The sequence below is a fragment of the Candidatus Glassbacteria bacterium genome, assembly GCA_019456185.1.
Classification (GTDB): Bacteria; Gemmatimonadota; Glassbacteria; order GWA2-58-10; family GWA2-58-10; genus JAJRTS01.
This window is the reverse complement of record VRUH01000007.1, coordinates 88,817-103,551: the sequence shown is the minus strand read 5'-3', so window position 1 is coordinate 103,551 and position 14,735 is coordinate 88,817. Positions and strand designations below refer to the sequence as shown.

Annotated in this window: 10 protein-coding genes; 6 read left to right on the top strand and 4 right to left on the bottom strand. The window is 59.8% G+C overall.

Annotated elements, in window-relative coordinates:
* Positions 1–6 precede the first annotated feature (6 nt).
* From FVQ81_04540 to FVQ81_04525, 4 genes are all read left to right on the top strand, one after another.
* Complete coding sequence (locus tag FVQ81_04540; GenBank protein MBW7995837.1) at positions 7–888, top strand: formylglycine-generating enzyme family protein; 882 nt, start codon at positions 7–9, stop codon at positions 886–888.
* A gap of 72 nt (positions 889–960) precedes the next feature.
* On the top strand, positions 961–3,468 hold the full coding sequence (locus FVQ81_04535; GenBank protein ID MBW7995836.1) for a TonB-dependent receptor: 2,508 nt from the start codon (positions 961–963) through the stop codon (positions 3,466–3,468).
* Positions 3,469–3,474: 6 nt separating this feature from the next.
* Positions 3,475–4,305 carry a DUF4249 family protein gene (locus FVQ81_04530; protein ID MBW7995835.1) on the top strand — a complete coding sequence of 277 codons (831 nt, stop codon included), beginning with the start codon at positions 3,475–3,477 and terminating at the stop codon, positions 4,303–4,305.
* Positions 4,274–5,407 carry a formylglycine-generating enzyme family protein gene (locus FVQ81_04525; GenBank protein MBW7995834.1) on the top strand — a complete coding sequence of 378 codons (1,134 nt, stop codon included), beginning with the start codon at positions 4,274–4,276 and terminating at the stop codon, positions 5,405–5,407. The genes FVQ81_04530 and FVQ81_04525 overlap by 32 nt, the downstream gene beginning before the upstream one ends.
* A 224-nt stretch (positions 5,408–5,631) precedes the next feature.
* Here the strand turns inward: FVQ81_04525 and FVQ81_04520 are convergent, their stop codons facing one another.
* Positions 5,632–6,801, bottom strand: coding sequence for a hypothetical protein (locus FVQ81_04520; GenBank protein MBW7995833.1), 1,170 nt, complete (start codon positions 6,799–6,801; stop codon positions 5,632–5,634).
* A 218-nt stretch (positions 6,802–7,019) separates the two neighbouring features.
* Here FVQ81_04520 and FVQ81_04515 point away from each other — a divergent pair, with 218 nt between their 5' ends.
* Entirely contained in the window at positions 7,020–8,669 is a 1,650-nt protein-coding gene (locus FVQ81_04515; protein MBW7995832.1) for a hypothetical protein, read from the top strand.
* A gap of 137 nt (positions 8,670–8,806) precedes the next feature.
* On the opposite strand, the gene FVQ81_04510 is transcribed toward FVQ81_04515, so the two are convergent.
* Both FVQ81_04510 and FVQ81_04505 read right to left on the bottom strand, forming a co-directional pair.
* Positions 8,807–10,309, bottom strand: a complete 1,503-nt coding sequence (locus tag FVQ81_04510) for a Gfo/Idh/MocA family oxidoreductase (protein ID MBW7995831.1) — start codon at positions 10,307–10,309, stop codon at positions 8,807–8,809.
* 39 nt (positions 10,310–10,348) lie between these two features.
* On the bottom strand, positions 10,349–11,461 hold the full coding sequence (locus tag FVQ81_04505) for a DUF5009 domain-containing protein (protein MBW7995830.1): 1,113 nt from the start codon (positions 11,459–11,461) through the stop codon (positions 10,349–10,351).
* 219 nt (positions 11,462–11,680) lie between these two features.
* Between FVQ81_04505 and FVQ81_04500 the strand changes: the two genes are divergently transcribed.
* Positions 11,681–13,309: a sodium/solute symporter gene (locus FVQ81_04500; GenBank protein MBW7995829.1), complete on the top strand. Its 1,629-nt coding sequence runs from the start codon at positions 11,681–11,683 to the stop codon at positions 13,307–13,309.
* A 117-nt stretch (positions 13,310–13,426) separates the two neighbouring features.
* Here FVQ81_04500 and FVQ81_04495 read toward each other — a convergent pair whose 3' ends face one another.
* Positions 13,427–14,149 carry a hypothetical protein gene (locus tag FVQ81_04495; GenBank protein ID MBW7995828.1) on the bottom strand — a complete coding sequence of 241 codons (723 nt, stop codon included), beginning with the start codon at positions 14,147–14,149 and terminating at the stop codon, positions 13,427–13,429.
* Positions 14,150–14,735: the final 586 nt, after the last annotated feature.

The window sequence follows — 14,735 nt, the reverse complement described above, 5'->3', positions numbered from 1 at the left end:
CGGGGATTGCACGTGAAAGATATCTTAGTCCGATTTGTCCCGCTGCTCCTGCTTCTGCTCTGCGCCTGCAGCGACGAAGGCGCCAATGTTTTCCGCATCGATATTGTCGAGTACCAGGAGGAAGGCCGGGATATCGAAATGGCCTCCCTGCCGGGGGGAACCTTTACGGTGGGCAGCACCCTGTTTCCCCACTACATTATCATGGAAGGCGCCGGCCCCGGCGGCTCAGATGATTTGATGATAAACAATGAACGTCCGGTCCATGTAGTCGCTGTCTCTCCTTTCCTGATCAGTACGACCGAAATAACCCACGCCCAGTACCGGACCGTGATGGGCACCAACCCCTCCCGCTTCAGCGGCGAAATAGATATGCCGGTCGAAAATGTCACCTGGTTTCAGGCCGCCGACTTCTGCAACGGACTCAGCGAGCTGATGAGACTGGAGCGTTGCTACTACCAGGACTACACCTGCGACTACGGTAAAAACGGCTTCCGCCTGCCCACCGAGTCGGAATGGGAATACGCCGCCCGCGGGGGCACCACTGCGGAATACAGCTTCGGCAGCAGTGAAAGCGGGTTGAGTCGGGCGGGCTGGTATATCTCCAACAGCGAAAACAAGCCGCGTACAGTGGCCCGCAAGCAAGAGAACCCGTACGGCCTGTTCGACATGCACGGCAACGTCTTTGAATGGTGCCAGGATTATTTCGATACTTACAATTGCGGCACGCAGACAGACCCGACGGGTCCTGACAGGATGGGCTACTATAAAGTGGTCCGCGGCGGCAGCTGGGCCAGTCAGCCGGTGGAATTGCGCTCGGCCCACCGTGGGGCGCGACAGCCCGGCAGTGCTACGTATACTGTAGGTTTCCGTATCGTGCGCAGGCCCTAGCAGGGCAGCTTGCCTCGCCGCCGGCTACGGCTGTTGCCGAAGTTGGATACGCAGGTAAATACTGGAGATTAAATGCGCTATCATCGTTGGGGTAAGTTGAAAGTTCGAGGCGGAAATTTTTCGTATTCCGCGGCTTTGATTCTGGCGGCACTTTTCCTTTGCGCAACAGCTGAGTTGGGGGCTCAAGGCCCGGCCCGCGGACGGTTCGACATCACGGGTTACGTGCGCGACGAGGAATCCGACGAGGCCCTGCCTTACGCCAATATTATTATCGTCGGGACCTCGCAGGGCGCCGCCACGAACCAGGACGGTTATTTCGTAATCGTCAACCCGCCAGCCGACACCTGCCGGCTGAGGATCACCTACGTGGGCTACGCGACCAGGGAAATCCTGGTCGATCCGCGCCGCGCCTCCGACCGTCGCCAGACTATCCTGATGCGCCGCCAGACTATCGAAATGGAGGGCCTGACAGTCGAGAGCGAGGTGCCGCCGATCATGGAAGTTGTCGGCGAGCCCGGACAGATAGCGATCAGCCCGGCGGAAATCGCAGTGCTGCCCAACATGGGCGAGGTCGACCTGTTCCGCTCTTTCCAGCTGATGCCCGGAATCAGCGGTGTGAGCGACGGGTCGTCGGGCCTGTATGTGCGCGGCGGCACGCCGGACCAGAACCTGATCCTCTTCGACGGGATGACGATCTACCATGTCGATCATTTTTTCGGCCTGTTCAGCGCGTTCAACGCCGATGCGGTCAAGGATATCAGGGTTTACAAGGGCGGGTTTCCCGCGGAGTTCGGCGGGCGTATCTCCAGTGTAGTCAATATGACCGGCAAGTCGGGCGATGCCTCAGGGATTAATTACGGGGGCGGAATCAACCTCCTCAGCGGCCATGGAATGGTCGAGGGCCCGCTGGGCAATGCCGGCTCGTTCCTGGTTACGATACGCAGGAGCTATACCGACGTTATCCGCAGCGGGTTGTACAGCAAGCTGTTCGATTTCGTCTCCAGCCCCGGTTCCGGAATTTCCGCCGAAAACCCGTTTGTGTCCACCGGCACCGAGGAGCCTGATTTTTATTTCTACGACCTCAACGGCAAGGTGACTTTCAACCCTCGCGCCAACGATGTCCTGTCGCTCAGTATCTACAACGGGCGCGATAACCTGGGCCAGGCCAACCTGCTGGCCGGCGAAGATTTCGCCTGGCAGGGTGAGGAACGGTTGCTGGAAGACGACCAGGCAACCCTGAATACGCTCAAGCGCACGCGATGGGGCAACCTGGGCCTGAGCGCGAAATACTCCGGCAAAATCAACGACCGCTACTACGCCAGTCTGCTGGTGTCCCACACGCGCTATTTCAGCGATTACTCTCTGGCGCGCGATTTTCAGTCCAACTCCGCCGCCGACAGCCTGGCCTATTTCCGCTCGGCCGCCAGTGCGGTCAGCGAGGACAACGAACTGACCGATTTCACTGTCCAGTTCGATAACGAAATCCACCCTGTCAGCGGGCACGACCTCAAGGTGGGAGCGGGGTTCAGTAAGCTCGACGCGCACTATTATTCAATCTTGAATGACACCACCGATCTCCTGCGCAGAGAGTCCTCGGCCAATCTCGGCTCCGCGTATCTCCAGGACCGGTGGCACGTCACCAATGACCTCGACCTCACTTTCGGCCTGCGCGGCACCTACTATGACAAGACCGCCGAAAGTTTTGTCGAGCCGCGCGCCTCGGCTGTTTTCTCGCTCACCGACTATCTCAGATTAAAGGGGGCCTGGGGACGATACCACCAGTTTGTCAACCGGATCACCAACGAGGACGTGCTGGAGGGCAGCCGCGATTTCTGGTTACTGGCCGACGAGGATAACGAAACGGGGTTCGCCGAACACTGGATTGCCGGCCTGAGTCTGGAGAACACCGACTGGCTGCTGGACGTGGAGGGCTACTACAAGGACCTTGAGGGCGTTGTGGAGTATACGCGACGGGCCAGCTACAACCGTAATCTGCTCGAGGAACTGCGGGATGAGGAAGTCGCGCCGGGCACGGCGTTCTTCCAGGGCACCGGTTTCAGCAAGGGTATCGACATCCTGTTCCAGAAAAAACGGGGTAAATTTACCGGCTGGATCGGTTACTCTTTAAGCCGGGTGCGCTACGATGTGCCGGGACTCAACGGCGGCAAACCCTATCCGGCTACCCACGACCGGACCCACGAGGTCAACGTGGTGGCCAAACTGTCGCTGAAGCACTGGGACTTTGCGGCCACCTGGGTATTCGCCACGGGCAAGGCTTATTCGGCGCCCGAAAGCCAGTACTACCTTCAGCTGCTCAATAACGAGCACCAGGGCTACATCCATGTCAGCGACCGGAACGCCCACCGCCTGTCCGACTACCACCGGCTGGACCTCAGCGTGTCGCGCAACTTCACCTCCGCCGCTTTCGATTACACTATCGGGCTGTCGGTGTTCAATGTCTACGACCGGAACAACTTCTGGTTCCGTCAGTTCAACCTGGATACGGTGCCGGTGTCAATCAGCGATGTCTCGATGCTGAGCCTGACGCCGACAATCTATTTCAAAATTTATTCCCGGTAGGCTGGGATGATCAAAACCAAGACTCTGCTGTACATGGCCGGCTGTATCGCACTGCTGACAGGCTGCCAGGGCGCCAAGCTGCTGCCGCCGTCAAACGAACTGGTGGTGGTGAGAGGGTATCTGCAGGCCAACATTCCGGTCAGCAATTTGAATATCACCTCCACTCTCGACTTGGGCAGTCCGGATACAGCCGGGCCGCCGATCCGCGACGCCATGGTCAATGTGATCACCAACGATGTCTGCTACGAGCTGTTTCACATGGGTAACGGTAACTATGGCAGTCCGGAAAATCCCTACGGCACCGACGATTGCCTGGAGTGCGGCTTCAACCTGTTCCCGGGAGATACGATCTATCTCGAAGTTTTCTATTTCGGGAAAATCGCCACCGCCAGCACGGTGATTCCGCCTAAGCCGGAGAACCTGCAGAAGCCTGTTGACCCGTTGATCGTACCGGCCTCGGCCAATGGAGAGCCCCATGGAGATGCGCTGGAGATAAGCTGGGAACTGGATGGGGATTTCTGGTTCTACATTGAAAGCTGGAACTACGAGGTAAACCGTGTTCCTATCGATGGCGGGGAGCCGGTTTCAGGCTATGAGCCTCATTATATCAGCGATCTGTTCATGGACAGAAAGTTCGTAGTCGCCTGGGATCAACTGCCCTATTACGGCCGTTACCGGATCAAAGTGGTCGTGGCCACACGCGAGTATGTCGAGTTGTACCTGACCCGCAACCAGGACAGCCGCGATCTCAACGAGCCGATCAGCAACATAACCAACGGACTGGGAATCTTTACGGCCACCAACAATGTATCGTTCGATATCACGGTGGAGCGCTGATTTTCAGTGCCTGCGAAGAGTCAGGCGTCCGCGTAGGGCATCTCCGGCGCCTTGCCCGGCAGCCGGGAATAGACTGTCAGCGCACCGCGATGGTGGGCGGTGTGGTCTTCGATCGCCGCAGTTTGACCGGCCCGCCACGGCGCCGGTTCCATATCGGAAGATAATGACGACCAACCGGTTTCCCCGCGGGAAATCAGACTGCCCGACCAGGTACAGCCGGGGATTGCACGTGAAAGATATCTTAGTCCGATTTGTCCCGCTGCTCCTGCTTCTGCTCTGCGCCTGCAGCGACGAGGGAGCCAATGTTTTTTACATCGATATTGTCGAGTACCAGGAGGATGGCCGGGATATCGAAATGGTCTCCCTGCCGGGGGGAACCTTTTCGGTGGGCAGCACCCTGTTTGGCCTCTACTTTATTTTTTACGGCGGTCTCGGCATGCCAGATGATTCGATGTTGAACAATGAACGTCCGGTCCATGTAGTCGCTGTCTCTCCTTTCCTGATCAGTACGACCGAAATAACCCATGAGCAGTACCGGGTCGTGATGGGCACCAACCCCTCCCGCTTCAGCGGCGAAATAGATATGCCGGTCGAAAATGTCACCTGGTTTGAGGCCGCCGACTATTGCAACGGACTCAGCGAGCTGGTGGGACTGGAGCCTTGCTACGACGGGGACTACACCTGCGACTACGGTAACAACGGCTTCCGCCTGCCCACCGAGTCGGAATGGGAATACGCCGCCCGCGGGGGCACCACTGTGGAATACAGCTTCGGCAACAGTGGAAGCGGCTTGGGTCCGGTGGGCTGGTATAGCTCCAACAGCGAAAACAAGCCGCATACCGTGGCCCGCAAGCAAGAGAACCCGTACGGTCTGTTCGACATGCACGGCAACGTCTTTGAATGGTGCCAGGATTATTTCGATCGATACAATTGCGGCTCGCAGACAGATCCGACAGGTCCTGACAGGGTGCTCTACTATAAAGTGATCCGCGGCGGCAGCTGGGCCAGTCAGCCGGTGGAATGCCGCTCGGCCTACCGCGCGGGGCGAAAGCCCACCACTGCTATGAATACTCTAGGTTTCCGGATCGTGCGCAGGCCCTAGCAGGACGCCGCCACGAACCAGGACGGTTATTTCGTAATCGTCAACCCGCCTGCCGACACCTGCAGGACCGGGAGGGCAATCTGCTGCGCTGGGGAGTGGCGCCATACCTCGAGTACGGTATCGCTCATTTCGTCATTCAGCTGGCCATCGGGATCGCCTGGGCGCTGGTGTTCGTCCCGTACGGCTGATATCTCTGCCGGGCCAAGGGATTACCGGCGGACCGGCTAACGCAGAAACCGACGGAAAAACTGCACGCCCTGGCTTAGCTCGTAAACATGCTTGCCCGCGTGGATATCCAGCCCGAAATGTTCCGCCGCACCGAGGCTTTCGTACACCGGTTGTACCTGTTCCATGATCCGGCCGATATTGTCCCAGTAGCCCCAGATACCGTCATTCACACCCAGTTGCAGCCTGGACGGCAGGGGCGCGGCGGCGATCAAAAGGTCGCTGAACTCGTAGCTGTCGAATATTTCCGGCACAAACGTGCACTTGCAGCCGCCGCCGAACCGGCGGTAGACGAACGGGAACCCGGCCCCCGAGGCGTAGTAGGCGTCGATACGGGGCGCGAACATGGCCGCGAAATATGTAGTCAGCTCCCCGCCGCGGCTGATTCCGGTCACTCCCAGCCGGGAGGTGTCGGTCCCCGGATCATCACTCAGCGCCTTGAACGCGCACCAGGCATTCTCCATGTACAGCGCCAGGCCGGTACGGCCGGTGGCCCCGGTCCAGACTGAGAGGCTGTCGTGCCCGGCCACGATTGCACCGCCGCTTCTGAGCTCGCTCTCCCCCTCGAAGCACCAGTCGAACGTGAGGACCCTGAACCCCTCGCGCGCCAGCGCCAGTCCGAAACCGTTGGTGTAATCATCCACGATTCCGGCCACGGCCGCGGCCTGTCCCAGGTGGCCGTTGAGGCAGACTATCCCCGGCAGTTTCTCCGTGCTTCCGGCCGGGTAGAGTAAATATCCCCTCAGCAGCCATTCCGGGTTATCCGCGAAACCGAACTCCATCCTGTCCCGCACGAGGCCCAGCGAGTCGAGCCGCTCTGTTGAAAGCTTGGTCATTTTCACGGGCCGCTCCAGCAGTTCGGTGTCCAGCCCGGCCAGCGCGATCAGTTCGGCCCGGCAGCGGCTCTGGAACTGATCGAGATTGTCCCCGCGGCGGAAAGTGCGCCCGGCGGGATACAGCAGGTCGCGCTGGCCGGGAGGCACCACCCGCAATGCCCGGTACTGCTCGAAATGGTCCGCGGTGAAATTCAGCCGGTCCAGGCCGCCGCCCAGGTCTTCCTCCAGGCTCTCGACTTTATCCGCCAGCCTGAGCTGGAAAACCAGGACCACGACAGCCAGCAATAAGACGACAGTCAGCAGAATGTTCGTGCCGGTTCCCTGTTTCGGCATGGAAGAACCTCCTGAGGATGATGGTGGCGGCGGGCAAAGCTCCCGGCGTAAAACACTTGTTTACGATGTTCTTTTGAAATAATGGTCATCGCGCCCGATGTCAATTCCCGTGAAATGCTTTCCACTTCAGCGGTCGGGCGGTTATTATTAACGAGTCTCGATCCGTGGACGTGTCAGGCCCCGCAACTTGTATCCGCACCTCGAGAGGAGAGCGAAAAATGATCCGCAGCGTTATCGCAACCCTTCTGAGCACAATGCTGCTGGCCGGCTGCACTGTCGGCGGCGTGGACAGCCAGCTCCCGGCAGGTCCGGCGGTGGACCCGGAGAGCTTCCCGGTCACGATCCGTTTCCTCCACGAAGGCGCTCCGGTTCCCGTCCGCGCCTATTTCCGGTTCAACGACCAGCCGTTCCTCATCGACTCGCTGGGCTGGCGGCTGCCGATCGTGATGGATTTGCACTACCACGACCACGCCTTCCCGATGAAGCCCTCGATCCCCGTGCTGGATATGACTTACCGCAGCGAACACCATTGGTATTTCCTGACCGGCCAGGCCACGCTGCCGATGCTGCCCGGCAAGTACCAGCTCGATGTCTACAAGGGTGTGGAGTTCCTTCCCCTGCACGCCGAATTCGAGCTGAGCGGAGCTGAGCGGGAACTGGAATTCGAGCTGGAGCGCTGGATCGACCTGGCAGCCGAGGGCTGGTACGGCGGCGACGACCATATCCACCTCAGCCGCCAGCCGTCGGACGACCGGCTCTATCTGGGCCTGCTGGAGGCCGACGGCCTTTCGGTGGGCCATTTTCTCCAGCTCCAGCGCCGCGATCAGGCGGCTGTCCAGTACGGCTGGGGCGAATCGGCTCAGGCCCGCAAGGGCGATTATCTCATCCGTTCCGGCGAGGAGCAGCGCAGCCATTTCTACGGCCACAACCTGATGCTGGGGATCGACAGCCTGGTGCGGCCGGTGAGCCAGGGCCTGACCTACGGCCTGACCGCGTTCGCCGACCCGCTGAGCGCGGAGCTGTTCGTCGACGCGCACCGCCTGGGCGGAGTTGTCGGCTACGCCCACGGCGACGGCGGGGTTGAATACTCGGCCGCGATGATCGATCTGGCCCACGGCGATATCGACTTCCTGGAAGTCTTCCAGTTCGGCATGATGAACTCCGCGTTCTGGTACAACGCGCTCTCCTGCGGGTTCCGCATCCCCGGCACCGCCGGCAGCGATTTTCCCGTCAGCCTGGCCCGCCACGAGAGGTGGCCCCGGCTGATTCCGCCGTTCGGGCCGGACAGGATGTATATCCGGGTCGAGGGAGAGCTGAAGTTCGATAAATGGATGGACGGGATCGGAGAGGGCAATATCCTGTTGACCAACGGCCCGTTTGTGGAATTCGACGTCAACGGCGAGGTGCCCGGCTCGGAAGTGCGCCTGCCCGCTGGCGAGGGTGAGGTAACTATCTCGGCAACATTGCGCCACTGGCGGCCGGTCAGCCAGGCGCGGCTGTTGGTCAACGGCCGTGTCAGCCGCACCTACGCCAACGGTTCCGAGACTTCGTGGGAAATCCGCGACACAATCACGCTCGAGCGCAGTTCCTGGCTGGCCCTGCACGCCGTGACCGACTCCAGCGGCGCGGGTGACGAGGCTGTCGAGCTGGAAGCGCACACCAACCCGGTCTACGTGCTGGTGGACGGCCGGCCGGTAGGCGAGCCGGAGGAGTTGCGCGCCGCAATCGAACGGCTGGAGGAGATGAGGGCCTACTACGCATCCGATGAGCTCGTTTTCAGGATCGAGGCCTCACGGCTGCGCCTGCTGGAGCGGGCAGACGCAGCGCTGGCCGAACTGCGCAGGAGGCTGGAACAGGCCGGCGACTGAGCGCCGGGTTAAAAGAAACGGCTGGATTACCTGCTGAGCCGCCCCGATGTGGACGGGGACAAGATAACGATCAACGGCGTCTCCGGCGGCGGGCACCTGAGCTGAATATCCCGGCGCGCTGATAATTCCAAGCCGGATTAGATTGCCCAGCCCTTGCGGTACTTGCGGTAGAGCAGGTCGTTGGCCTCGGGTACGTTGGTGACTTTCATCGCCGCGGAGTCCCAGTACAGCCTGTGGCCGCTACGCAGCGCCACTGCTCCCAGGCAGACCAGTTCCGCGCAGGCGGCGGTTTTCTCGAACCGCCCCAGGGTTGGCGAGCCGCCCCTGAACGCTCCCACCCAGTCGGCTCGCCGGTCGGTGTCTGCTTCCGGCTTGCCGTAATCCGCCCGGAACTCTTTCATTCTGGCGGCAGGGATAATCCGCGGCCTGTTGCCGTGGAAGTCGCCGATAATTTTGCCGTCGTCCCCCACGAACATCATTCCGCTCGAGGGCATCTCTTTGTTGTCGGCTTCCAGTTCTTCGGGAGTCGGCGGTTTCATGCCGCCGTCGTACCAGAACAGCTCGAGCTGCGGCCGGGTCCCTTTGGCCGCAAAGCGGAAGCGCATTGTGCTGGCGGTGGGGAAGGCGACGTCGTTTTCCTGCCAGCCGCTGACTCCGTCCACGATATGGCAGGTGAAACTCGCATTGGCCTCCGCCATCACCGGCGCATCCAGGTCGAAGGCGTGGAAGACCGGCAGCAGGCTGTAGTGGCCCATGTCGCCCAGGATGCCGCTGCCGAAATCGTACCAGCCGCGGAAGACGGCGTGGGTGTAGTTGGGGTGGTATGGACGGTACTCGGCCGGTCCCAGCCACAGGTCCCAGTCGAGACCGGCGGGCAGGGGAGGCGTATCCGAGGGAGCTGCCGGCCACTGGGGCCAGATCGGCTTATTGATCCAGTTGTGGATCTCGCGAAGAGTGCCGATCGCCCCTGCGTCGATCCAGTCGCGGATGGTCAGCATCGAGTTGGGCCCGCTCCAGGCAGAGAGATGGGTAGCGACCCCGGTTTCGCGGGCGGTGTTCGCCACTTTCCGCACCTCGTCCATCACGTTGGAGAGCGGCTTGTGCATCACCACGTGCCGGCCCTTTTTCATCGCCGCCACCGAGATAACCCCGTGGAGATGGTCGGGAGTCATGATTTTAACCGCGTCCAGGCCCTGCTCCCGCTCCAGCAGTTCCCGGAAGTCGGCGTAGGCGGCGCAGCCAGTGTAGGAGGCCGAGGGTTTTTCCCTGGCGTAGCAAGCTTCCACAATTTGGCGGCCCACCTCGCGGCCGGCGTGGATACCGGGATCGTTTTCGCCCCAGGCGGGCTTGTCCAGCAGCCGGCGGATACTGTTGCGCAGGCCGTGGCGCGACCAGTCCACGTAGTCGGTGCTGTCGGTGTTGGGGTCGCAGACCGCCACCACCTGGATATTGGTGTCGCGCAGCACGCGGGCCAACTCGCGCAGTCCCTGGGTACCCGTCCCGATGTAACCCAGGTTGATCTTGTCGCTGGGGGCCACGAACCCGGGTCCGCCCAGCACGCGCCTGGGGACTATGCTCAGCGCCGCGGTGGCGGCCGCCGAGCCGATAAACTTCCTGCGGTTGATTTTGTTTTCGAGCACCACGGCAACCTCCTTGATCGAAAGATTTGTACGGTTCGCTCAGGCCTTGAGGAAAATCTTTTTCCTGTAGAGGAAATACAGGAACAGCCAACCGAACAGCAGATACCCTATGCTTTCGGCCACCGGTCTGAACGCGCCCAGGTGGTCGATAAAGCCGCGGGTGAAGATGAGGGAAATTAAGCCGAAATCGAACTGGGACTGGAGGACATAGATCGTGATCGGGTTCAAGCCGATCACGACGAAAAACAAGGTCCAGCGCCGCCAGCCCCTGACGTCGATTACCCAGTAGAAAGCGGCCAGCAGGAGCAGGCTCCAGCCACCGGAATGGATCACGTAACTGCTGCTCCAGAGAAGCTTGTTGATCGGAAAAGCCAGGTTCCAGACCAGCGAGACCAGCAGACTGACTACTCCGGCGGCGGCCAGTTTCGCGGCTTTCTCCGCGCCGCCCCGTTCGGTTCTCAGCCAGTGGCCGGACAGCACGCCCATCAGGGTGGTGGCAACCGCCGGTACCGTGCTCAGGATACCCTCGTTGTCGCCGAACTGGTAGCAGCAGAACGCGCCGGGCAGGAATCTCTGGTCGAGATAAGCGGCCAGGTTGCCCTCGGGAGTCAGCACTCCGGCCCCGAAACCGGGGACCGGGACAAGTTTTATGATCGCCCAGTAGGCAAGCAGGATGATCGCCGCGGTTACGGCCTGCCCGCGCACGCCGGTGTTCATCACGATCAATGCGGCGAACAGGTAACACAAGGCGATCCTGTGCAGAACTCCGGTGAAGCGGAAATGGCTGAAATCGAAGTCGAGCAGGCCGTTGTAGATAAAGCCGAGCAACAGCAGGGTGACAAACCGCTTGAGAATATGAGAATATATCTGCCCGCGGTCATCGCCGCGCTGCAGCCGCCGGCTGATCGCGAACGGCATGCTGGCTCCGACGATAAAGAGGAACAGGGGAAATATCAGGTCGTAAAAAGTGAACCCGTTCCAATGAGTATGCTCCAGTTGACCGGTCAGGGGGGCCAGCCACGCAATGCCGGAAAAGACGATCAGGGTTTTCACCAGCCCCTCGCCGCCGATAATCCAGAACATATCGAATCCCCGCAGCGCGTCAATTGAAACGACCCTGCCCTGGGGAACACGATTTGGCTCGTCAGCCATGCGGTACACACCCGAGTTTGAAGGTGGCCATCAGATTAAGGCGAAAGATGCGCCCCGGCCGGGATAATCGCCAGTTATTTTTTCCCTTTCTTATGCAGATAATTCTTGATTGTAAGGCTGGGATAGCTTAACCTGCCCCAGGGTTGTATCGAAAGATCAAACGGATTTTTCATCCGCGAATTAAACTCCTTCACAGGGTCTGCCGGAAAGGAACGCTGCATGGAAAAACTGAACCTGGACCTGGTCATTTTCCTAACTTACCTGATAATCGTTTTCTCGATCGGTATTCTCGTATCACGCAAAAACAAGGTCTCCGACGACTATTTTCTGGCCGGCAGGAACCTGACCTGGTGGGTTATCGGCGGGTCGCTGATCGCGGCCAACATTTCCACACACCATTTCGTGGGCATGTCGGGCCAGGGGTACTCGATCGGCCTGGCTATCGCCAGTTACGAATGGCTGGCCGCTATCGCGCTGATAATCTACGGCAAGTTCTTCCTGCCCTATTACCTCAAGACCAAGATAACCACCATGCCGGAGTTTCTGGAAACCCGGTTCAACTATAAGGTCCGGCTGATTTTCGCCGTGATCAGCATGGTCGGCTATATCTTTATCGAGCTGGCGGTGGTGCTGTACACCGGTTCGCTGGCGATGGAGTCGATTTTCGGCCTGCCGCTGACCTGGGGTTTGGCGATCCTGTGCCTGGTGGCGGGAGGCTATACGATTTACGGCGGGCTGAAATCGGTCGCCTACACGGACATCGTGCAGGTCAGCGTACTGATGGTCGGCGGGCTCGCGGTGACCATTGTCGGGCTGATCAAGGTGGGCAGTGTCTCGCCGGAGTACAGCGGAACCGTGATCGGCGGGCTGAGGGCGATCATGGACGGCAGCCCGGAGAAATTCCACATGGTGCAGTCGTGGAACCACCCGGAACTGCCCTGGATCGGCGTGTTTTTCGGCGGGTTGTGGCTGGCGAACATTTTCTATTGGGGCTGCAACCAGTTTATCACCCAGCGGACCCTGGCCGCCAGGAGTGTCTGGCACGGCCAGATGGGGGTTGTGTTCGCCGGTTACCTCAAGCTGCTGGTGCCGGTACTGGTTGTGCTGCCGGGTATTATCGCGTTCCGGCTCTACGATCCGGCTTCGGGGCTGCTCAGCAGCGAGTTCGCGCTCTCCAAAGCCGACCTGGCGTTCCCGGCGCTGGTCAAGAACCTGCTGCCGGCGGGGATTTCGGGCCTGGTGATGGCCGGGTTGATGGGCGCGGTGATGTCGACTATCGCCTCGCTGTTGACCTCCAGCTCCGCGATCTTCACCTTCGATATCTACAAGCGCCATCTCAGGCCCGACGCCGACAACCGTCAACTGGTGCGGATGGGGCAGATCACCGCTTTCTCGGTGCTGGTGGTCGCCACCGTGTTCGGCTATTTCCTGCAAGACCTCGTCGCGATTTTCACCTACATCCAGAAGTTCTGGTCGATTGCCTGGCCCGCAGTGACCGCTGTGTTCCTGGCCGGTTTTTTCTACCAACGAGCCACCGCGCGGGGCTGTGTCGTGACCCTGATCTCCGGACCGGCCTGGGCGATCCTGTTCACGGTTGCCGAGGCGTTCGAGCTGGTGCCGCGAGTCGCGTTCCTCAACCGCGCCGGGATGGATTTCCTGTTCTGCTGCCTGATTATCTACCTGTACCGCAACCAGGCAGCCGAGATTCCGGCCAGAGCGATTGTAGACCGCTCGTTCAGCGACGAGGCTCTGGCGGAGGTGAGGCGCGTGCCCTGGTACCTGCGGTTCAAGCTGTGGAGTATCGTGCTGATCGCGATCGTGGCTGCGCTGTATATCAATTTTTTCTGATCGTTTCGGTGGAATGGCGGAAACGGTGGAATCGGTTGCCGGGTTAGCGACGGCAATTGCAACAGGGTGAATCGCGACCGGCCGATGCGATTCACCCTGTTGTTGATCAAGACCGGCTCAGAAGGCGGCCGTGAAAGTCAGCCCCACCACCAGATTATCGTCACTGGACTGAGCTCCCCGGATTTCGCTGTCCAGCAGGTTCACGAACGCGATACCTGGAACCAGGCTGGTATTGGCTGACAGGCTGAACGGCATGCTGAGTCCCAGGAAAAAGTCAGTCAACGCTCCCCCCTTTGCTCCGTAGTAGAACTCGTTGTGCCTGCCGGAGCCGAAACCCAGGCACAGCGCCAGGTCCAAACTGCTGTTCCAGGCGTTGATCGGCACGCTGGGCGCGATCCCGAGCGACAGGTAAGTCCCTTCCGCCTCCTGGATATCCTGGTAGATGGTGACCGAGGGATTCAGGATCGAGGGAATGCTTAGACTGGCGAACAGCTCGGTGGTTGCGCCAACTCCCGTATTGGGGAAGGTGTAATAAATCCCGCCTACGGAGATGCCGACCGGGCCGGAAACGGCGGCGTAATCGACAGTGTAGTCCACTTCGTTGAGGTTCACGTCGTAGTTTTGCCCGTCCGACAGATTGATATTCCCCCAGACGTTGAAACTGAGCTTACCGTATCCTGCCGAGACAGTCGGCTGCATCACCGGCTCGCCGGATACGACAACTCCCCGCCAGACGTACTTGCTCATCATCGAGGACTCGAAGCTTAGCTCACCGCAGATCCCGCTGGCTGGCATCACGGCGGCGATTGCGAAACTGACGGCCAGACATTTGACGTTCAATTTTCCCTTCCTTTCGCTGGGTGACCGGCTGCGGAAACACTCTTTCACCTGCGATAACATAACAGCCGAATATTAAGATCCTGTTTCGACCGTGTTACTATCGGTAAAAATGCGTGTTAATTTCCGGTTAACGGCTTGACTGCCGAATGCATTATCTGTTGCAGGGAAGATTTTACGGCTAGTGCGGGTTAACTCAGGGTTGGGGTAGCGGATCTGAAAAAGCCCGATCGACATAAGAGCGGGCAGGCATCTGCTTGCCGGCTTTGTTTGCAAAACCCGTGGCTGAACTTTCACCCGATGATTATCCCCGCGGCAAGCCACGGGGCATTATGCCAAGTTCCTGGCACTTTATGCCAGCAGTTTGAGCCTTTTTTACTGTATCCCGGAGCTTCGGACGAAGAAAAACATCATCCACCAGAAGTATCGACTTCCACATTCAGATTACTCTTACAGTGAGAGCACACCGCCGCATCCACGTGATTCCGGCGCTTGCAGAAAGGGCAGGCTTTTGTCGCCGGTAAAAATGACATACAGCCCACGACGATTATCCCGACCACGACCGCTCCCAGGGAAACAAGCGACGTAC

What these genes read in the sequence shown, in the direction of transcription:
- FVQ81_04535 (MBW7995836.1), top strand. Translation starts at nt 961, where the DNA reads ATGCGCTATCATCGTTGGGGTAAGTTGAAAGTTCGAGGCGGAAATTTT.
- FVQ81_04530 (MBW7995835.1), top strand. Translation starts at nt 3,475, where the DNA reads ATGATCAAAACCAAGACTCTGCTGTACATGGCCGGCTGTATCGCACTG.
- FVQ81_04525 (MBW7995834.1), top strand. Translation starts at nt 4,274, where the DNA reads ATGTATCGTTCGATATCACGGTGGAGCGCTGATTTTCAGTGCCTGCGA.
- FVQ81_04520 (MBW7995833.1), bottom strand. Translation starts at nt 6,801, where the DNA reads ATGCCGAAACAGGGAACCGGCACGAACATTCTGCTGACTGTCGTCTTA.
- FVQ81_04515 (MBW7995832.1), top strand. Translation starts at nt 7,020, where the DNA reads ATGATCCGCAGCGTTATCGCAACCCTTCTGAGCACAATGCTGCTGGCC.
- FVQ81_04505 (MBW7995830.1), bottom strand. Translation starts at nt 11,461, where the DNA reads ATGGCTGACGAGCCAAATCGTGTTCCCCAGGGCAGGGTCGTTTCAATT.
- FVQ81_04500 (MBW7995829.1), top strand. Translation starts at nt 11,681, where the DNA reads ATGGAAAAACTGAACCTGGACCTGGTCATTTTCCTAACTTACCTGATA.